The following is a 19,160-nucleotide window of genomic DNA, read 5'->3' on the forward strand; positions in this document are numbered from 1 at the left end:
AAGTTGACGCCGTTTTTGCTGGGCCTTTTGACCGGAGCCCTGCTTTTTGGAGGGATTACGGCGGTTGCCGCCGGTGTTGCGGCGGAACCCTCTAAGCACGCGATCTATGTGGACGGCCGCCAAGTGCCGATGGCGGCCTATAGAATTGCGGGGAACAACTATGTCAAGCTTCGGGATATCGGCAAGGCGCTGGACGTGAACGTCTATTGGCAAAACGGGGTGCAGATTGACAGTACAGCCCCCTACACCGGCAATCCGCCCACGATCCTGGATGACGTGCCGGTTCCCGGTGCGGCCTCTCCCGCCGGGGAGACGGATATGATCCGGCAGGATATCATCGACCGCACCAACGCCCTTCGAAAGGGCAACGGCCTTCCCGCCCTGGAGACGGACCCCTTGCTGATGGCGGCGGCCCAGGTGCGGGCGGACGAGATGGCGGCGACTTCCATCTACTCCCATATCCGCCCGGACGGCACCCGGCGTACGACGGTGACGGACTGCCCGTATACCACCGAGAATATCCACTGCATCGCTTCCGGCAGGGTGGAGGACCCGGAGAGGGACCTGGGGCAGATTGCGGTGGAAGAGTGGGAGTCCTCGCAGAACCACCGGAGCGGGATGCTGGACAAGACCCGGTCCAGTATCGGCGTCGGCGTGGCCAAGGGGGTCAGTCCTGTGAACGGTGAGCCCTGTTGGTACTGCGTCCAGTGGTTCCTCAGGGACGGTTATGAGATAACCTGGGTGGACGAGCCCCTCATACAGCGATAGGCAGAAAGTAACCGCCGCGGAGCAAAGGCTCCGCGGCGGTTTGATTCTGTCTTCCGTTTGCCCGTTTGGGGACGAGGGCGCTGGTTCCGCGCGGGGGATCTGATTTTATTGTGTGGATTCCACCATACCCTTACACGGCTATACCTGTCATGTAACAAAAAGAATCAGGCCAAATCAGAGGTCCGCTGCATTGCGGATTCCTCCGGCTTGGCCTGATCATTCTTCCCCAGCGGCGCTCTATCAGGATTTGGTGCTGAAGCCTTCGTACACAAAACCCGCCTGGACCTCATCCGTATCGTAATAGAAGCTCTCGATCCGGTCCCCCCAAGGGCTATAGGTGTAAACACGCCAGCCGGTACAGGAGCCGTCCTCATCATAATACCGCGTCTCAACCAGCCGGTCATAGCTGTCGTATGTGTGCCCCTCGCGCTGGATAAACTGCCCATTCCCGTCATAGGATTCTTCTGTCACAGTTTTCCCGGTGACGCTGTATGTGTATACTTGGTGATAAATACTATCACAGGGATTCCCGGTTTCGTCATATAGCCAAAGGTCCGTTACGTTGCCCAGCGCGTCACGGACGGCGCGGGCTGTGGCAAATCCGAACTCCGTCATGCAAGGCTGCCCCTTCCCGTCGGTGTAGAACCGCTGGACCCAGCTGCCAAACTCATCATACATATTGTTCTCCACCAGCTGAATGGAGCCGTCCGCCCCATAGACGGTGATCTGGGTATTCCATCCCTGCCTGTCATATACGAGGCCCACCCAATTGACCGGCATGCCCTGCGTGTCAAACCAACGCTTTTCCACCGCCCGGCGGAAGCGGTCATAGCTGAACTGGGCATCCGCGTACCCGGCGCTGTTCAGGGCGGGCATACCCTGGCTGTCCCGCCAATGCTCTGCCACCGTGTTCCCATAGTCATCATAGTCATAGCGGGCCTCATAAATTTTCCCCGGGTCCGGGATGCCTGACTGCGGCAGGAACACCCTGCGGATCACGTTTCCCCGCTGGTCATACTCAAGTTGAATCTGGACCGCTCCATAATAGATGTCGCTTTTGCCTGCGGGGGTGATTTCCCGATCCTCCGTATCGAAGTAAGTCACGCTGGTCACGTGCCCGGCACTGTCATAGCGCAGGGAGACGGCGGAATAGCCGACGCTGGCAATCACCCGCTCTCCCTGTGTGCCGTAGTAGCTTTCCTGCTGGAACAGCCCCTCCTCATCGAAGCTCCTGATGAGGCTGTGCCATCCATCGCTGTGGAACACCGGCTCTCCTTCCGGTCCAAAGCAGGACTGGGAGGTCAATTGGCCGGACTGGAAGGTTCTGACATAGCTGGCCACGCCGTTGCCGTTCCGGCAAAGGGCGCCCGCCTCGTCGTAGTAATCCGCCCTTGTGCAGTTGCCGTCCGTGTAGCTGAAGCGGGTTTCTGCGTAGCCGTCGGTACAGCGCACTGGCCTGCCGTTCTCATCAAGGCACAGTTCCCGGGACAGTTGCCGCTCACTGTTATAGTCCCGGCTCAGGGCGGCAGCTCCATGCTTATTCCGCATAGGCCGGCCCTGCCCGTCAACATAATTTATGCGGGTGAGAAGGCCGTCCGTGTAAATGTAATCCATCCCATATACATTCAGGGAAAGCTCCGGCGTCGGACTGCCGTCCAACCCAAAGTAGCGCACACGGATACTCTGTCCGCTGGAGTTATATTCATAGGTCATGCTTGAAAACCCGCTGGCACAGCACTGCAGCTCGCCATCGGGCCTATACAGGTCTTGCCGGATGGGCCTGCCATTGTCGTCTACATCGCCTACGATGAGGCAGATCCCCGATGGGTCGCAGCACGGCTCCAGCATGTGGTCATAGAACGCCTGGGATATCTGGAATCCCCGGCTGTCGCGGCCGTAACGGATCGCGGACACGCCGATGGAGCTGTTGATAACCCGTTCACCGTTTGCATCAAAATAGGCTGTTTCCACCATGCGGCCCAGGTCGTCATAGCTGATTTCCAAGCGTGTGACATTGTCCCTGCCCGCCATGGGCCTGCCCGACAGGTCCACGCAGACCCTGCTGGTAATCCGGCAAAGCTTCCCGTAGGTGTAGTCAAAGCCCGCGATGCCCGCGCTGTCCGCCATGAAGGCCTCATTCTGGTCCAGGGAGCGTATCCCAATAACGCGGCCAAGGCCGTCCCGGAGAAAAGCGGTGCCCCACACTCCGTTTTCATCCCGGGTGGGCGTGCCGCCGGAGCTGCCCCGGTTGTCCCGCTTGAACATCCGCCGGATCAGATAGCCGTCATCGGCGTAAGTCTGGATGTAACGGATCACATCGCTCCGATTCTCGCTGACGTCGTCCGCGCCCACTTCGGCCTGGGAAGCCAGCAGGTCGGTGCCCAAGGAAAAAGATGCGCTGCTGTTGCCAAACTGGACGAAGTCCACCGCACTCAGGTCAGCGGAATAATGCTTTGCATACAGCTGCTGGCCGCAGGCGTCATAACAGGCTACCTGTGTGACGGAGCGGCCGTCAAAGCCATCGCTCATGCCGTAGTAAAACCGCATGGAGGGTGGGTCCTCCCAGGCCGGCAGCAAACTGGTAGTCAAAGCGCCTGCCGAATTGACCCGCTCCACCTGCACCACGTCTCCCCGCAGGGTGGTGAAACGGTAGGTGTAGTCCATCTGACGCCGCTGGTAGGAGGACACCGCTTGAAGCCCCACCGGCTTCTCCCATCTGTAGGTGTAATCCATGTAGTGAGCCGTGTGGGGGACATTGTACCAGATGAGGGAAAGGGCTGCCGCTGCTACCAGCAGCAGGACAAAGACATACAAGGTGAAACGCCTGCGCCGCACCGCCGCGTCCCGAGCGATGACCTGGTCCAGCTTCAGGTCCAGAAGGGTGGCAATCACCCGCAGGAATGCCCCGCGCCTGCCGTAAGCCCGGACGCTGATGCCTAACAGCGCCTTCCGGTTGGGCAGGCTAGCCAGGGCTGGGGGATAGCACTCCTGGGCGGGGTTGCCGGCGTGGGGCTCCCCGCTGATAATGAGGGGGATGATTTGGTCCTTCCGACCGCTGCTGATGAAGTACTTCACCTCGTCGTTAACCCAGGAGGACGTGGCGCTGTTGGGGGAGCACAGTACGATGAGATAGGCGGAGGCATCCAATTTGTCCTGTAGCGAGTCGAACAGGCTGCTCCTAGCCACCAAGTCGGAGGAGTCCAGAAAAACAGGGGTGATCCGCTTGGGCAGGTCCGGTCGCTCCCTGCGTAGCGCGGAGGGCAGGTGGTAGTGTTCCAGCTGCCGCTGGAGCTGCTTAGCCTGTTTGGCATCTTTGTGGTTATAGCTGATGAACGCATAGTACTCAAAAGCCTGATTTCGCATAAGCCACACTTCCTCGCTCGGACACGACTGGGGGGTGGTATCCATTGGGTTTGTCCGACTGTCCATTTTCAATATACAACTTGCCGAAATCTCTTGCAACCGTCTGTCTGTCAATATATAATGATTTTAAACGCGGATTTGGAGGGCAATATGAAAAAGATTCTGATCGTGCAGGACGGCGGACGGCCCAAAGGCAACACCGCGCAGCTGGCGGACAGCTTCAAACGGGGCGTTGAGGAGGCCGGACACAGCGTGGAGGTGATCTCCCTGCTGCGGCATGAGGTAAAGGGATGTTTGGGCTGTAACGCCTGCCGCTACGGCAAGCCCTGTGTACAGAAAGACAGCTTCAATGATCTTGTCCCCAAGATCAAGGAAGCGGACCTACTGGTCCTCGCCTCGCCGCTGTATTTTTGGACAGTGTCCTCCCGGATCAAGGCGTTTATTGAGCGGTTCTACTGTATCGCGGAGGAGGACCCCAACCCACCCCTGGGCCGGTATGAAAAGTATCCGGTAAAGGACTGCGCCCTGCTGATGACGGCGGCGGATGACTTCTTCTGGACCTTTGAGCAGGCGGTGTCCTATTATCAGTTTGCCCTCGTCAACTACATCGGCTTCCACGACAAGGGGATGCTGCTGGCAGGCGGCTGCGGAGATACGAACGGAAAACCTCAAATCGACAAGACAGATTACTTGGAAAAAGCATATCAATTTGGAAAGAACATCTATCAGAGGGAGGAACCTGCCGTATGAGCATCCTGGTACTTCTGACCTACACGGGGAAGGACGGCAGTGCCCGCAAGTTTGCCGAGGAAATGGAGAGAGGCGGAACGGCGGCGTTGATTCGCGGAGAGGATGGAAATGAGCGGTATGAATATTTCTTTCCTTTCAGCGAATCTGAAACCGTTCTGCTCATTGACAGATGGAGAGACCAGGCGTCCATAGACCGGCATCATGCGTCTCCGATGATGGGAACCATCGCACTACTGCGGGAAAAATATGACCTGCACATGAGCGTGGAAAGATATGTTCTTGATGAAAGCGGGATTCCCACCCGTGATGAAAAATTCATCAGGCACGCCTGAAGCGAAGGGAAGGAAGCGGAGCAGGAGCAGCGGAGTGAGTCAGGGCTAGATGGACGCCTATAGGGGGCTGATTCGGGAGAACATCGACTATGAGGGCTTTGTGCGGGAGCGCCCCTATGACACGGGCCAGTTGGACGAGATGGTGGAGCTGATAGTGGAGGCGGTCTGCTCCAAAAAGAAAAATATCCGGGTGGCAGGGAATGACTTCCCCCAGGCGGTGGTGAAGTCCCGCCTGCTGAAGCTGGACTCTGAACACATCCGGTTCGTGTTTGACTGCCTCCGGGAAAACACCACCCAGGTACGGAACATGAAGCAGTATTTGTTGACGGTGCTCTACAACGCACCGGCCACGATTGAGAACCACTATGCCGCCCAGGTCAACCATGACCTCTATGGCGGAGAAGCGGCATAGAGACAAAACAACGCCCTGCCACTGGCAAGGCGCTGTTCTCATTTCGTTGGGGGCAGGGTGGCGTTCAGCAGATCCCCCGCTCGGACTCCCAGGGCATCCGCAATGTTGCATAGCACTTCCAGGGAAAAGGGCCGCACGATGTTGGGGGCCTCGATGGAACTCAGATGGGAACGGCTGATCTTTGCCTTCTCCGCCAGTTTCTCCTGGGACATCCCCTGCATTTTTCGCAGGCTGGCGATCATCAGGCCAAGTTCGATGAACCTGTCCCGATTGCTGAATTCCACTTCCTTCTTGCTCATCTAAGGCATCCCCCTGTGATTAGGATGCCTCTATTATAAAATTTTAGTTCTGTGTTATCCGCTCTTATTATTGAGCAATTAATAGAAACATCTTTAAGGCACGTCTACTGCTAAATGCTGTTATTCCAACGGTTTGAGCAGTAGTAAGAAGTGGATAAAAGCGTGGAAATGTAGACAACTCATTATTTTATTCCTACGTTATTCCTATATAGTCATTCCTACGCTTCTGAGAAGGGGATTTGCTATGCAAGAAGTCTTATATTTATGCGACGGTAACGTGGAAACTTGCTCGAAAACCGGCTGCTACAAGAGAGGCCGGGAATGCCGGCATACCACAGATGTCGCTCATGCGATAAACCCGGAGGGCAGTCGCAGGTTTGTTCCTGACGAAGCAGGAAACCTTTGGGAGACTGAACCCGAGGAGAAATAGTATTTAGTCGGAAAGGAAACCGCCCTTGACCGTTGGTAGCAGTCAGGGGCGGCTTTGTGTTGTTATCAGACCACTTCGACCATCTCAGGCTCGGGAGCGAGAATCCCGGCCTTTAAGCCATGCTTCAGCAGGATGCGCATCGGTATATGCATCGGCTTCATCAAGGAACATGCGTCTGATTTCCTCATTAGACAACCTGGCCATAAAACACCCTCCTTTCCGATTGAATAGTGTTTCTCCTAAGTATCCCCCCAAGACCTTCAGAGTATTTTCTCCTTTCCTGGACACTATACTCCGGTTCACGCTCAAAGTCAATCCGATACGCATGGAGGCGTTGTTACAGATTTACGCCCAATGTACACCCTATTTTATTTTTTCGATTTCCTGTTTCAGCCACTCAAATTCTCGCTGAGTATAGACTTTTTCAGTAATGTCCGAAATCTTGTGGCCAACCATGTACTTGATGGCATACTCGTCTATTGACACTGCCTGCCCGGACGGCCAGGCGTTCGCGGCCATCGCCGCCGAGATTGCCCAGGCCCGGTTCCATGACCGGGGCCGCAATCCCGCCTACAGCCGGGAGGGCTGTGAACTGAGCGCCCAGAGCGTTTCGTACATCCTTTGCCGCCGCTTCGGCGTCCAGCGGGAGCTGCCGGACCTGACGGGCATGGCGAAGCGATGCCAGGGCTGGGAGATTGAGGACCGGATAGCCTTCCTGAAAGAGATTCAAGGCATGAGCCGTCAGATTGGCGGTTCCATTGAGAAAACCATCGCTCCGCCCCAGCGGAAGGCTCCGGCTCGGAGCGGGGACGAGAGATAGTCCCACTATTTTGAGATAGGAGAACAACATGAAAAGAACGATTCCTTTGCTCCTGGCTGCATTCCTGCTTTCCACGCTTCTGTCCGTTCCCGTCCAGGCTGCCGAGGCGGCTGACGCCACCAAGCCGGTCAGAGACAGCGCCTACTATCCCATTTCCGTGGAGGAGTACACGGCTGGCGACTTCGATGAGCTGCGCATCCAGAAGGTGTACCAGCTGTCCCTGGACGATGACCCCGGCCTCATTCCCACGGAGGACTTCGAGCGAAACGGGCGGCTGTACTACCTGCTGGACATGACCCGGAAGGACGAGGTGGGCGTGGACACCAAGCCCCATGTCCAGACCGTGACCATGCCCAGCGACACCAATAACATGGAGAAAATCCTCCAGACTCTGGACGCCGAGATCGAAACCGTCACGGAGGACGGCTACACCGGGAAGCTGCACCTGGACCACACCACGGTCAAGGTGACCACGGACGGCTACGCCACCAAGACCGGCACAGTGTCTGCGACTCGTACCTATCCGAATTTGTCGGACGCGGACCTGTCCCTGGTGCCCAAGACCATCTCGGACGGCGGACGGAGCTTGACCCTGGCGGACGTGCAGTGGAGCAATTCCACTCAGGAGTCCGGCGAGGGCGTGGTCACCCGCTACACCGCCACGGCCCGGTACATCGGCAGCACCTCCAGTAAGTACGCCACCGGGTACACGGTGACGGCGGACTACTCCGGAGAGGTTTCCAAAACCGGCTGTAATGTGGTTACCTATACCGCCGTGTTCGGCAGCAGCGATGCCCCGAAGGACTCCGGCGTCCAGGACGGCAAGCCCGTCGACATCTCCGGCATCGGGCGTCCGCTCATGATCGGCGGCTTGGTCCTGGCGCTGGTCCTGGGCGGTGTATTTGTATTCAAAAAGATCAGAGGAAGGAGATAATGCGATTGAAAAAACTCAGAATGTTCCTGCTGGCCTGCATGATTTGCGCCCTGTGCGCCGTCCAGGCCAGCGCCCTCGAGTACAGCTATGACGGGGCGGACGATTTCCTGTTCGCCCGGCCTACCAGCAATGATACGATCTACGAGGAGGAAAACCCCAACGTGGACCGGAGCAAAAACGTGGCCCTGGTGGCCCCCGGCTTCGGTACCCCCACCAGCTACCTCCCCGGCAGCGGCGAACACCTGACGCCTAACCTTGTTCCCGGTGCGCTATCCGGCGGGCTGGTGAATCAGGTGGGCGGCGCAAATTACTCTGTTTCGGAAAATGGTGTGTCCAGCGGCATGGGCGGGTTCCTGCCCAGCACGTCCATCCTGGACAGTAGTTCCTCCGGCTCTTCCACTCCCCCGGAACACTTCACTGTCACCACCCGGCCCAATGACACGGCCTCTGTCGGCTTTACCAGCGTCACCGAGGACAGCTACTACAGCAACGGCTCCCTTGGAACGCTGAAAATCCCCGCCATCGGCCTGAATGTCAAGATCGTGCAGGGCACCGACAGCGCCGCGCTGAAGAAGGGTGTGGGCCACTTTGAGGAGACCTCCATCTGGAACGGCAACGTCGGATTGGCCGCCCACAACCGGGGGACCAACAGCTATTTCGGCAAAATCCATACCCTGGAGGCCGGGGACGAAATCACCCTGACCACCAAGGAGGGGACCCGGACCTATGAGGTGACCTCCGTTGCCAAGGTGACGGAAACGGACCTGAGCAGCCTGGAGAATACCTCCGACAATTGCCTGACGCTGTACACCTGCGTCCGGGATGAGCGGGACCTCCGTTGGTGTGTGAGAGCGGTTGAGCTGACGGATTAAGCTGTTCAGCGATTCCATTCGACAATCCCCCAAATCTGTGGTAGTGTTGCGGTTGCGAAAGCCCTGACAAAATCACGGAAATGGAGGAAAAGCTATGAAAAGGAACAGTAAAGTGTTTGGGATGTTGGCGGCTGGCATACTGTCCGCGGCGCTGCTGGCGGGCCCGGCTCTGGCAGCGGACCCGGAGATCCGGGTAGGCAGCTACAAGGGCAATACCCTGGAGGCAGGCGAAAGGAGCTGCCTCATCATCGGACCTGTCGGACCGGAGTACACCGCCGAATCCAGCAACCCGGAGGCTATCACCCTCGAACGGGTCCTGACCTATTGGGTAGCGGTGGCCAGGGCGGAGGGAACGGCTGAGATCACCGTCACCGATAAGGCCGGAAGCACCGGCAGTCTGACGCTGACCGTAGAAGCGGCGGAGCCGTCCCCGGCCCCCAGCGAAGCCCTGGACCTGTCTGTCAACATGGACATCCGTCTGGAGATGGTCCGGCTCATCAACGAGGTGCGCCGGGAGAACGGCCTCGAGGAGCTTCCCATGGACGAATCCCTCATGAATGCCGCTCAGGATGTCTCCGGTCAAGGTGTCACGGAGCACCGGCCCTATGACCACATGGCACTCATCCGCTACGGCTGGCCTTATGCTGGGCTGTACAACCTGACCGTGTTTACCGCCTACGGCTGCCCGGACATTGCCCGGCAGGCCATCGATTATTGGATCGAGTCTCCTGGGCACTATAAAACCATGCTGCTGGAGGAGGCGTCCCATGTCGGCACCGGCGTCACCTTCAAAAACGGAAAAGCCTACTGCTACATGGTCGTAGGCGATCCCACCGGACATAACCCCTACGAATAAGGAATCACACACCACACGGAGGCCCCTTGGCATCACGCCAAGGGGCCTTTTTTGTTGCCAAATTCAAAATGGAAAGGAACCCTTTATGAACGAAAAACATCATTCCCTGCGAACGCGCCTGACGGCCCTGCTGCTGGCGCTGGTCTGCGTCCTGAGCCTGTTCCCCACCACGGCCTTCGCCGCCGGGGATACCATCACGCTGAAGGAGTTCGGTCACTCCGGCGTGGCCTATGAGTCCGCGGTCCTGGGGCGCTGTACTCTTCATGAAATGACCTTTAAAAACGGAAATAAGGACACCACCGGCTTCTGCGGCACGAAAGGCGGAGGCATGGGCTCCTCCCTCCAGGGCCAGACCTGGGGGAACAAGCGGTCGATCTCCGACCCCACCGTGGAAATCATGATGGCCTACTACTACGCTCACTCCACCGGCGTCTTCACCGACGAGGCGGAGGCCCTGGGCGTGGCGGATGTGTGGAGCGGCGGCTACCGCTGGTATATGAACGCCTGGGTCCAGGCATGCATCTGGCGGTATCAGCAGGGCAGCATGAGCGACCCCGTCGTGGCCTGCGCCGAGGAGCTCATGGCCGTGTACAACACCCTGGAGGGCACCCACTACACCAGCATCGACCAGAAGCAGGGGGAAAGCTCCTTCCGGGACCGGACGCAGTTCATCCTGGACCTGGGCAGCCAGGGGGTCTGGGGCAAATGCGCCGTGTATGAATACACCTTCACCGGCGCCGGCAGCTCCGCCCACCCTGCCGGATCTGTGCAGAAGATCATCCTGGGCGACCTGACGGTGGAACACATCGAGCAGGAGGAATACGTCCTCATTGTTAAGAAGGTGGACGCCACCAATCCCAGCAAGGGCCTGCCGGGAGCCGGGTTCCACATTGAATCCACCAACGGCTCCTATTCCAAGGACGTGGTCACGGGCCAGAACGGCACCTACCGGATCAGCGGCCTCAGCGCCGGAACTTATGCCGTGACAGAGACCTCCGCCCCGGAGGGCTATGAAATCGACAGCGCCGCCCCGCAGTATGTCACCCTGCCCAGCAATGGGAACAATACCGTGACCGTCACCTTCCGGGACAGCACCACCATCACCAGCGAGGGCAGCATCCGGAAAGTAGACGCGGACAATCCCTCCAAGGGCCTCGCCGGGGCGGTGATCAAAATCACCGGCGTGGACAACAGCTTTGTGGGGGCCTATACCACGGCTGAGGGCGGCTGGCTCACAGACGTGCCCTGGGATTCCATGCCCATTGGCAGTTATGTCGCGGAGGAAATGACTCCCCCGGAGGGATACACCAAGAGTCCGGATCAGAACAAGGTGAAGCAGAGCTTCCATTGGGATGGAAAATCCGACGTTTCCCTGGTTTTTGAAAACGACAGCAAGGTAAAAATTCAGCTCATCAAGCTGGATGATTCCAACAATCCTCTCCCTGGCGCTGTTTTTAATATCCTGAAGGACGGGCAGATCATTGGGACTGAAGCTACCAAGGCGGACGGCTCCATCACAGTGACGGATGTGACCGAGGGAATGTACGCTTTTGTGGAAGTGTCTGCGCCCTCGCCTTATGCCAAGCTGACGGAGCCGGTCATTGCCCATGTGGATCAGGCCGCCGTCAATGGGGGCGGCACCGTCACTGTCACAGCCTCCGACAAGAAGCTGCCGAACCTCACCATCTTGAAGCGGGACGCCAAGACGGGAGACGTGATCCCCGACACCCACTTTGAGATCAAGGGCATCCATTACGGGTTTCACCATGACGTGACCACCGGGCCGGACGGCACCGCAACTCTGACGGGCATCCCCGTGGATTCCTACGAGGTAACAGAGATTTCCGTCCCGGACCCCTATGTTGTCAGCGATGAACCCACCCAAACCATTTGGCTGGAGGCCGGAAACAGCAAGCAGCTCATTTTCGATAACCAGAAGCAACCCCTTTTGAAGATCACAAAAATTGAGAAGGGGACCAACCAGCCCATCCCCGGCACTGTCTTTCTCCTGGAGGCCATTGACGGCGACTACCGTCAGAACCTGACCACCGAGGCCAACGGCTCCGTGGAGCTGCGGGTCGCCCCCGGTAGCTACCGCATCACCGAGCAGTCCGTTCCCGAGCCCTATGTGATTGGCGAGGAGCGGACCAAGACGATCTCCCTTAACGGCGGCGACGAGAAGGAAGTCATTTTTGAAAACCTGAAGAAGCCGGAGCTGACCCTTTATAAGATCGACGCGGACAGCCAGGAGCCGGTTCCCGACACCGTGTTCCGGGTGGAGGCCATCAACGGTGATTTCCAGGACGATTGGAAGACCGGCCCGGACGGTATGGTGATGAAGCGGGTGGAACCCGGCACCTACCGGGTCACGGAGATTTCCGTCCCCGCACCCTACTTCCTCCCGGATAAGGACGCTGACCGGGTGCAAACGGTTTCCCTGAACGCCGGAGATGTGAAGAAGCTGACGTTCAAGAACCGCAAGGCCCCCGAGCTGACCATCTTCAAGGAGGACAGCGTGGCAGACGCTCCCATTGAGGGGGCCAAGTTCCATGTGACTTACACCAGCAACGGCGAAGCCGCCGAGGCTCCGGCTGCCATTGATTTTGGCTACATCTTCACGGACGCCAGGGGCGAGATCAAGTTGCACGAACAGGGCAAGCGTCTCTAAGGGGTCAGCATAAAAATTACTCCTTTCATTATTTCGGCCTCTTGCCGGAATTGGTTTACGCTTATATTATAGGCCGGTGCGTTAGCACTGTCAACGAAAGAGTGCTAATTTATTGTGAAATATATTTTATAACTTATAAATTGCATTTATAAATAGAACGGCGCTGAAATAAAATCCCAGCGTCGCATATTTAGACGGATTCAGAGTTAAGGATCTCCATTTCTTTTCTGTGGGCTTGAAACGGGGCGGACCCGTCTTGGAGTCCGCCCCGCTTTGCTGTCAGCTCAGATCTTCGCCGTTGGTGGCGATCACTTTCTTGTACCAATAGAAGGAATCCTTTCGCTCCCGGCTCAGATCGCCGGTGCCGTCGTCAAATTTGTTGACGTAGATAAAGCCATACCGCTTGGCCATTTCTCCGGTAGAGGCGCTGACCAAATCAATGCAGCCCCAGGGGGTATAGCCGATGAGGTCCACGCCGTCCTCCTCCACAGCCAGCTTCATCTGCTCAATGTGTTGGCGTAGGTAGTCAATGCGGCAGCTGTCGTGGAACCCGCCGTCCTCGGCCCGCGTATCCTTGGCGCCCAGACCGTTCTCCACAATCATGATAGGAACCCGGTAAACAGCATGGGATTGCCGCCCATCTTTTTCGCGATGGTAATTCCCATAAAAACGGGGAGAAACATAAAGAAGCAATCCGCGAAGTCTTTTTTGATGAAATCCCGGATGCGGAGCGTACAGTCAAATGCCTGGGGCTGCTGCCGTTTGATGTTTTGATAGAGAAAATCCTCTTCGTCCGGCAGCATCTTGTTTTCCATGACCCGCTGGGCAAAAAAGAGCAGGTGGGTCAGAAATCTCTGGTAGTCCAGCGATTCTTCGTCGAAGCTGACGCACAATCTATAACGCACAATATTGAGAGAGTTCTGCACGATTTTGAGGGTTCCCTGGGTTTTCTCCATATCGCAGTCATATTCAGCGTTGATGATATGCAGGGCAATGGAGGTGGCCTCGGCTTCGGGCAGGGAAACTCCCATGAGCTCCTGAATGATTTGCAGGCTGTGAATGCCAATGGCATACTCCTGCGGATAGAGCTTTCTGGTTTCCAGGGAAAGCATATTGTGAAATGTGAGCCCGCTCTTCATCCGCTCGGCAGCAAAGCTGATATGGTCTGTCAAAGTGATATAAAGATTCTTATTGAGCTTTTTCTTCAGGGTTTCCCGGGCGTATTCGATAATTTTTGTGGCTGCGCGGACCGCTTCCAGGTCCACCTCCAGCAGCAGCTGTTTCAGGCGGCTCGTGGAGTCCGGGGAATCCATGCGGAATGTCTTTTCGATCTTGGAACGGTCTACGGCCTGCCCTGGTTTTGCCTGCCACCCAATTCCCCGGCCTGCCAGAAGGATTTCCCGGCCGTTTTCATCGAAAGAACTGACGATATTGTTGTTCAAAATCTTATCAACGACCATCGCATCCCCCTTCTTTCCCAATCCCACAGAAAATGAAAAGTAAAAATACCAAACACCAGCCAAGACCCGCCATAAGCGCGCCGGCATTGATGTTTGGTATTGCCTAATTGAATAGTAACAAGCCAATCTATTTCGTTGTAAAAGCAAACCGCTCTGCGGAACTGGCAAAGATTCTTGGATTGATTGCCATTATAACCGCAGTCTGCCCATTTGTGAAATCAAAGTTTTTTATATCATATAAGATCATCATTGCCCAGCGCATTTCCAGCGTACAGGACGCGGATCGAATCCTGGTGCTGGACAGCGGCAAGATCAGCGGGTTCGACACCCACGAAATCCATTGATGAATAAGCACAAGTCAAGGGCCAGCTTGCCTGCGTCCTGAGAATAACAGAGCTGGCGCGTCACGCTGAAAATATTTTTCTGGAACATTTCCCTTGCTTTTTCGTTGTTTTCGGTCGGTGTGAGATAGAACATGATGAGATCAACCGGGTACACTTTAATGCCATTGCGCAGAACATCTACAATACCGCGTTTGACCAACTCACTCTGGAGGCGGTTCAGAAATTGACGCTTTTTCTGCTCGGACTGAAACACACCCAGCTTACCCATCTGTGAGGACTGGGTATCTTGCAAAAATCGAAAAAGGCGGGTTTCCTCAGCTTTACATTCGATTTTCCTGATCTTGCAGCCAAACTCCTCCAGCGCCTCCTGAACACACTGTACACTGTAGGTGGAGAAGCTCTCCGCTTCAGCGAATGTAAAAATCATCCCACCCAGGGAGAAGGAATCCTCCGTTCTGCGGGTTGCCGCTTACTGCCGGGTCAGCACGGACCACGCCGAGCAGGCGCTCTCTTACGCCTCCCAAATCCGCAATTACACCGACCTCATCAATGGCCATGAGGGCTGGGAGTTGGTGGATGTCTACGCCGACGAAGCGGTCAGCGGCACGAAAACGGACAAGCGGGAGGACTTTAACCGGATGCTCTCCGACTGCCGGAAGGGTAAGATCGACAAGGTCCTGGTGAAGTCCCTCTCTCGCTTCTCCCGGAACACGAAAGACTGCCTCGCCTCTCTGCGGGAGCTGATGTCCCTTGGCGTTGCCGTCCAATTCGAAAAAGAGAATATCGACACGGAAACGCTCACCACGGAATTCCTGGTGAGCGTTTTTGGCGCTCTGGCCCAGCAGGAGTCCGTGTCCATCTCCGAAAACGGACGCCAGGGCTTCCGGAGAAGAATGGAGCTGGGCCAGTTCATCACCACCAAGCCGCCCTACGGCTACCGCCTCAAGGGCAGCGGAAGCATGGAGATCATCCGGTCGGAGGCGGAACTGGTGCGCTGGGTATTCGACGCCTACCTCAGCGGCCACAGCGTGGGCTGGATCGTGAACGATCTCATCAGCCGGGAGACCTTTGAGAAGGTCCAAGCTCTCCGGCAGAGAAAAAAGCATCGCCGGGACCGTCCCGACGGCGTCTACCCGCTGTCCCGGAAAATGTACTGCGTAGCTTGCGGGGAGGCCCTCTACCGGAGAACTACCCGGAAGGGCACCGCCATATGGAGCTGCAGGAATCACCTGAGAAATGCGGAATCCTGCTCCGTGGGGCCTATCCCGGAGGAAGACATCCACGCCGCCTTCGCACGGATGTACAACAAGCTCCGGCTCCACGACGGCGTCATCCTCAAGCCCGCCCTGAGCCAGCTGGATGCCCTGAACGAGGCCCGCCAGCGGAACAATCCCGCTATGCTGGCGGTGAACAAGGCTATCGCCGAGGCGTCCGACCAGAGCTATAAGGTCAGCGCTCTCCAGAGCAAGGGCGTTCTGGACGCCTCCGCCGGGGCCGCCAAGCTGCGGGAACTCGATGGCCGTCTGGCGGAGCTTCGGAAGGAACGCCGCCGCCTGCTGAAGGAGGATGACCCGGAGGAAGCGCTGGACACCTTCCGTCAGACAGTCAGTAAGATTCGCAGTGGGCCGGAACGGCTGAACAGCTTTGATGAAGCCTTGTTCGCTGAGTTGGTGGAGAAGGTCACGGCGGAGTCCCGCTCCCGTATCCGCTTCCACCTTCGGGGCGGCATGGAACTGGCGGAGCGGGTTCAGGAGGATGAAGCATGATTCGTAAAATTTTGTACGGCTACCAGATTCAGGACGGAAAACTGGTCCTTCAGCCCCAGGAGGCCGAGGTGGTAAAACGAATATTTTCCATCTACCTGGAGCGGACATTCTGAACGATGACGGCATTCTCTACAGCCAGGAACGCCCTCAGTGGACCATGCACCGGGTGGGCTTCATTCTGAAAAATCCCCGCTATACGGGCGCCGACGGCTACCCCGTCATCATTGACGCCGGGATCTTCCAAACGGCGCAGGAAATCATTCAAAAACGGAAAAAGACCGTTCGCAGATCAGACCGCCCAGCCCTTCGATATCGGGAGAAACTGCGCTGCGCCGAGTGCGGCAGTCCTTTAAAGAGGCGGCACAGCGGGCAGAAGCGAAATGATACACTGTACCTTCAATGCGAGGGCTGTGGAATCAGGACGGAAATCAAAGATTCTGATTTTCTGGCAGAAGTGGAGCGGCAGACAGCAGCGTATACGCCTTCGGAACAGTCCGCTGTGGTCTATGAGCCGTCCGCCGACGCGGTCCGTCTGACCAACACCATCAACCGGGGGCTGGAGCGACCGGACCAGCCGGAAGAAATCGTGAAATTGATTCTCCAAGGCGTTTCCGCCCGGTACGACTGCTTCTCACAGGAGGCCAATTTAATTGATATCCATGGCGAAAGAGCCATTCAATATATCACCATCTCCGCGGACAACGCGGTGACGGTGACCTTCAAGGGATAGCGTAAACCTACCGGGAAAGGACAAATTATGGAACATGCTGTACGAGAAAAACGAATACGTCTCATCCCCGCAACCAAGGAGAAAACACCCACCGGGGGCCCCTCTGGGAGGAAGCTGCGGGTGGCCGCCTACTGCCGGGTCTCCACCGACAGCGAGGAGCAGCTCACCAGCTACACCTCTCAGAAGGAGTATTACACCCAGAAAATCGGTGAGAATCCCGATTGGGAATTTGCCGGAATTTTCGCCGACAGGGGCATCACGGGCACCAGCATGAAAAAGCGGGCGGAGTTCAACCGCATGATCGCCGCCTGCAAACGGGGACGCATTGACCTGATCCTGACCAAGTCCCTCTCCCGCTTCGCTCGAAATACGGTGGACTGTCTGGCCACCGTCCGTATGCTAAGAGGCCGGGGCATTGGGGTCCACTTCGAAAAGGAGAACATCAATACGCTCACGGAGGCCGGTGAGTTTATGATCACCTTGTTCAGCGGCTTCGCCCAGGCGGAGAGCGAGTCCATTCGAAACAATGTGATCTGGGGTATCCTCAAAAGCCGGGAGGCGGGCAACGTGCCCTTCCAGTATACACGTCTGCTGGGGTACCGCCGCGGGGCGGACGGTGAGCCGGAGATTGACCCGGAGGAGGCGGAGGTGGTGCGTCGCATTTACCGCCGGTACCTGGACGGGGCCAGCATCTTCGGGATTCAGAGGGAGCTGGAGCAGGAGCACGTTCCCACCGCCACCGGGGTGAAGCAGTGGTCCTGGCAGACGATCCGCAATATCCTCATCAACGAGCGCTACATCGGAGACGCTCTGCTGCAAAAGACCTACACCACCGACTGCATCAGCAAAAAGATTGTGCGAAACACCGGCGAGTTTCCCATGGTTTATGTGGAAAATAATCATCCGGCGATTATCTCCAGGGATATGTTTTATCAGGCGAAGGCGGAGATGGCCCGCCGGGCCAGCAAACGGAAGGTCATGCAGAAGACCGGCAAGACGGAGCAGGGGAAGTATTCCTCCAAGTACGCCCTCAGCGAACTGCTGACCTGCGGCGAGTGCGGTACGCCCTACAAGCGTTGCACCTGGGCCAGGAACGGTAAAAAGCGGATCGTCTGGCGGTGCGTCTCCCGTCTGGAATTCGGGAAGAAATACTGCCATGACTCGCCCTCGCTGGACGAGGATAAGCTCCATCGGGCCATCGTGGCCGCCCTGAATAAATACGGCGCCATCCGGACCGAGGTGAAGGCCGGGGTCCTGAAGCTGGCGGGGCTGGCCCAGAGCCACGACAGGGCGGATGGGGCAAGCCTCCTGGAGCTGAAGCAGCGGCTGGACGCTCTGACAGCGGAACAGGCCGTGCTGCTGGACAAGGTGCTGGAGGACATGGATAACCTGGAGTTGAATGACCAGCTCAGGGCTGTGGCGGAGGAGAAGCAGGAAATTCTGGAGCGGATGCAGGCTCTTGAAGAAGACAAAAGCCAGCGGAGCCTCCGGGCCTCCAGGCAGCGGGAAATGGAGGCGTGGCTGGACCAGCAGCCGCTGTGCTTCACGGAATACGATGATACGATTACCCACAAGTTTATAGAGCGGATCACGGTGGTGGACGCTGGCACCATTCGGGTCTGCATCTTTTTCCCCCACACAAGGAATGTTAAGTTGACGAAATTATCTGTTAAAAAGTTTCAAAAACATGCAAAAATGCAAGTTTTTGATTTAATTTATAAGGCTTAAATTTTGACGATTTCTTAAGCATTTCCCGAACATCCCGCATGACCAATGGAGTAAAATCGCACTCAGCATTTATTGGGTAATTTAATCATGTGTACTCATGAGCAGCCAAAGGCTGCTCATTTTTATATATTTGCTATATAGATTGAAATTTTGGGAGGAACATGATATCATGGATTTGGCAAGAAGTGACAAAATCAAAGCAGGCTTGCAAAGGAGCTTTCAGAGCGGCAAATCGACTAAAGCATCCATCGTATGTTATGGGTACAAGGTAGACCCCAAAGGCAAACTTCAGATTAGTTCTTCGGAAGCCGCTCATGTACGTTACATTTTTGAGAGGTTCGCCGCTGGTGACAGTCTCGGGAAAATATCCGACACACTGTTTTTGATGGATATCCCTTCACCTACCGGAAAGGAAATCTGGAGCAAGGAAACGATTTCGAAAATTCTGAAAAACGAAAAATATATTGGAAATGTTATTTTAGGCAAAACACAAACCAATGATGTTTGAGTTTTCGTAAAAATCAAAAAGGGCAAAAATGGAAACTGCATCAAAAGTACAGCTACGATTTTATGCGGCAAAGCCGCGGATCTTCAGCTGCCGCTGGTTAGGCTTCAAAGGTTTGAAGTA

17 protein-coding genes and 2 pseudogenes are annotated in these 19,160 nt (G+C 56.5%); 14 read left to right on the forward strand and 5 right to left on the reverse strand.

Going from position 1 to position 19,160, the window contains the following annotated elements; all coding sequences use genetic code 11:
• The first annotated feature begins 15 nt into the window (after window positions 1-15).
• The gene (locus tag Q1M04_RS05945; protein ID WP_300446837.1) at window positions 16-768 is read left to right on the forward strand and encodes a CAP domain-containing protein; all 753 of its coding nucleotides are present in this window, start codon (window positions 16-18) and stop codon (window positions 766-768) included.
• Window positions 769-1,008: 240 nt separating this feature from the next.
• Here the strand turns inward: Q1M04_RS05945 and Q1M04_RS05950 are convergent, their stop codons facing one another.
• Window positions 1,009-4,131, reverse strand: a complete 3,123-nt coding sequence (locus tag Q1M04_RS05950) for a TIR domain-containing protein (RefSeq protein ID WP_297997552.1) — start codon at window positions 4,129-4,131, stop codon at window positions 1,009-1,011.
• Between the two features lie 150 nt (window positions 4,132-4,281).
• Between Q1M04_RS05950 and Q1M04_RS05955 the strand changes: the two genes are divergently transcribed.
• The 3 genes and pseudogenes from Q1M04_RS05955 to Q1M04_RS05965 all read left to right on the forward strand — a co-directional run.
• Window positions 4,282-4,881, forward strand: a complete 600-nt coding sequence (locus Q1M04_RS05955) for a flavodoxin family protein (RefSeq protein ID WP_297997550.1) — start codon at window positions 4,282-4,284, stop codon at window positions 4,879-4,881.
• Window positions 4,878-5,213: a putative quinol monooxygenase gene (locus Q1M04_RS05960; RefSeq protein ID WP_297997548.1), complete on the forward strand. Its 336-nt coding sequence runs from the start codon at window positions 4,878-4,880 to the stop codon at window positions 5,211-5,213. The genes Q1M04_RS05955 and Q1M04_RS05960 overlap by 4 nt, the downstream gene beginning before the upstream one ends.
• A gap of 49 nt (window positions 5,214-5,262) precedes the next feature.
• Window positions 5,263-5,625: pseudogene (locus tag Q1M04_RS05965) on the forward strand (DUF6017 domain-containing protein); the annotation flags it as partial.
• Window positions 5,626-5,663: 38 nt separating this feature from the next.
• Here the strand turns inward: Q1M04_RS05965 and Q1M04_RS05970 are convergent.
• Window positions 5,664-5,924, reverse strand: a complete 261-nt coding sequence (locus Q1M04_RS05970) for a helix-turn-helix domain-containing protein (protein ID WP_297997545.1) — start codon at window positions 5,922-5,924, stop codon at window positions 5,664-5,666.
• A gap of 884 nt (window positions 5,925-6,808) precedes the next feature.
• Here Q1M04_RS05970 and Q1M04_RS05980 point away from each other — a divergent pair.
• The 5 genes from Q1M04_RS05980 (at window position 6,809) to Q1M04_RS06000 (ending at window position 12,504) form a co-directional block, all read left to right on the forward strand.
• Complete coding sequence (locus Q1M04_RS05980; RefSeq protein WP_297997659.1) at window positions 6,809-7,174, forward strand: hypothetical protein; 366 nt, start codon at window positions 6,809-6,811, stop codon at window positions 7,172-7,174.
• A gap of 28 nt (window positions 7,175-7,202) precedes the next feature.
• Window positions 7,203-8,108, forward strand: coding sequence for a hypothetical protein (locus tag Q1M04_RS05985; RefSeq protein ID WP_297997543.1), 906 nt, complete (start codon window positions 7,203-7,205; stop codon window positions 8,106-8,108).
• On the forward strand, window positions 8,108-8,980 hold the full coding sequence (locus Q1M04_RS05990) for a class D sortase (protein WP_297997541.1): 873 nt from the start codon (window positions 8,108-8,110) through the stop codon (window positions 8,978-8,980). The genes Q1M04_RS05985 and Q1M04_RS05990 overlap by 1 nt, the downstream gene beginning before the upstream one ends.
• 94 nt (window positions 8,981-9,074) lie before the next feature.
• Window positions 9,075-9,836, forward strand: a complete 762-nt coding sequence (locus tag Q1M04_RS05995) for a CAP domain-containing protein (RefSeq protein ID WP_300345817.1) — start codon at window positions 9,075-9,077, stop codon at window positions 9,834-9,836.
• An 85-nt stretch (window positions 9,837-9,921) separates the two neighbouring features.
• Window positions 9,922-12,504, forward strand: coding sequence for a SpaA isopeptide-forming pilin-related protein (locus tag Q1M04_RS06000; RefSeq protein WP_300446843.1), 2,583 nt, complete (start codon window positions 9,922-9,924; stop codon window positions 12,502-12,504).
• Window positions 12,505-12,783: 279 nt separating this feature from the next.
• On the opposite strand, the pseudogene Q1M04_RS06005 reads toward Q1M04_RS06000, so the two are convergent.
• Window positions 12,784-13,122, reverse strand: a pseudogene (locus Q1M04_RS06005) (family 1 glycosylhydrolase); the annotation flags it as partial.
• A complete protein-coding gene (gene licT, locus Q1M04_RS06010) occupies window positions 13,104-14,051 on the reverse strand; it encodes a BglG family transcription antiterminator LicT (RefSeq protein ID WP_366140804.1) in 948 nt (315 codons plus the stop codon). The gene licT and the pseudogene Q1M04_RS06005, both read right to left, overlap by 19 nt.
• Window positions 14,052-14,176: 125 nt before the next feature.
• Between licT and Q1M04_RS06015 the strand changes: the two genes are divergently transcribed.
• Window positions 14,177-14,308 (forward strand): hypothetical protein, encoded by a 132-nt coding sequence (locus tag Q1M04_RS06015; RefSeq protein ID WP_300347320.1) that lies wholly within the window; start codon window positions 14,177-14,179, stop codon window positions 14,306-14,308.
• Here Q1M04_RS06015 and Q1M04_RS06020 read toward each other — a convergent pair.
• Window positions 14,277-14,735 carry a hypothetical protein gene (locus tag Q1M04_RS06020; RefSeq protein ID WP_300347316.1) on the reverse strand — a complete coding sequence of 153 codons (459 nt, stop codon included), beginning with the start codon at window positions 14,733-14,735 and terminating at the stop codon, window positions 14,277-14,279. The two genes, Q1M04_RS06015 and Q1M04_RS06020, sit on opposite strands and share 32 nt — an antisense overlap.
• On the opposite strand from Q1M04_RS06020, the gene Q1M04_RS06025 reads away from it, so the two are divergent.
• The 4 genes from Q1M04_RS06025 to Q1M04_RS06040 all read left to right on the forward strand — a co-directional run bounded on the left by Q1M04_RS06025 (window position 14,698) and on the right by Q1M04_RS06040 (window position 19,040).
• Entirely contained in the window at window positions 14,698-16,074 is a 1,377-nt protein-coding gene (locus tag Q1M04_RS06025; protein ID WP_300347313.1) for a recombinase family protein, read from the forward strand. The genes Q1M04_RS06020 and Q1M04_RS06025 overlap by 38 nt on opposite strands.
• A gap of 157 nt (window positions 16,075-16,231) precedes the next feature.
• Window positions 16,232-16,804, forward strand: coding sequence for a hypothetical protein (locus tag Q1M04_RS06030; RefSeq protein WP_300347311.1), 573 nt, complete (start codon window positions 16,232-16,234; stop codon window positions 16,802-16,804).
• Between the two features lie 27 nt (window positions 16,805-16,831).
• Complete coding sequence (locus tag Q1M04_RS06035; protein WP_300347309.1) at window positions 16,832-18,532, forward strand: recombinase family protein; 1,701 nt, start codon at window positions 16,832-16,834, stop codon at window positions 18,530-18,532.
• Window positions 18,533-18,701: 169 nt separating this feature from the next.
• Window positions 18,702-19,040: a recombinase family protein gene (locus Q1M04_RS06040; protein WP_300347307.1), complete on the forward strand. Its 339-nt coding sequence runs from the start codon at window positions 18,702-18,704 to the stop codon at window positions 19,038-19,040.
• Window positions 19,041-19,160: the final 120 nt, after the last annotated feature.

The sequence above is a fragment of the uncultured Oscillibacter sp. genome (genome assembly GCF_950073225.1).
Classification (GTDB): Bacteria; Bacillota; Clostridia; order Oscillospirales; family Oscillospiraceae; genus Oscillibacter.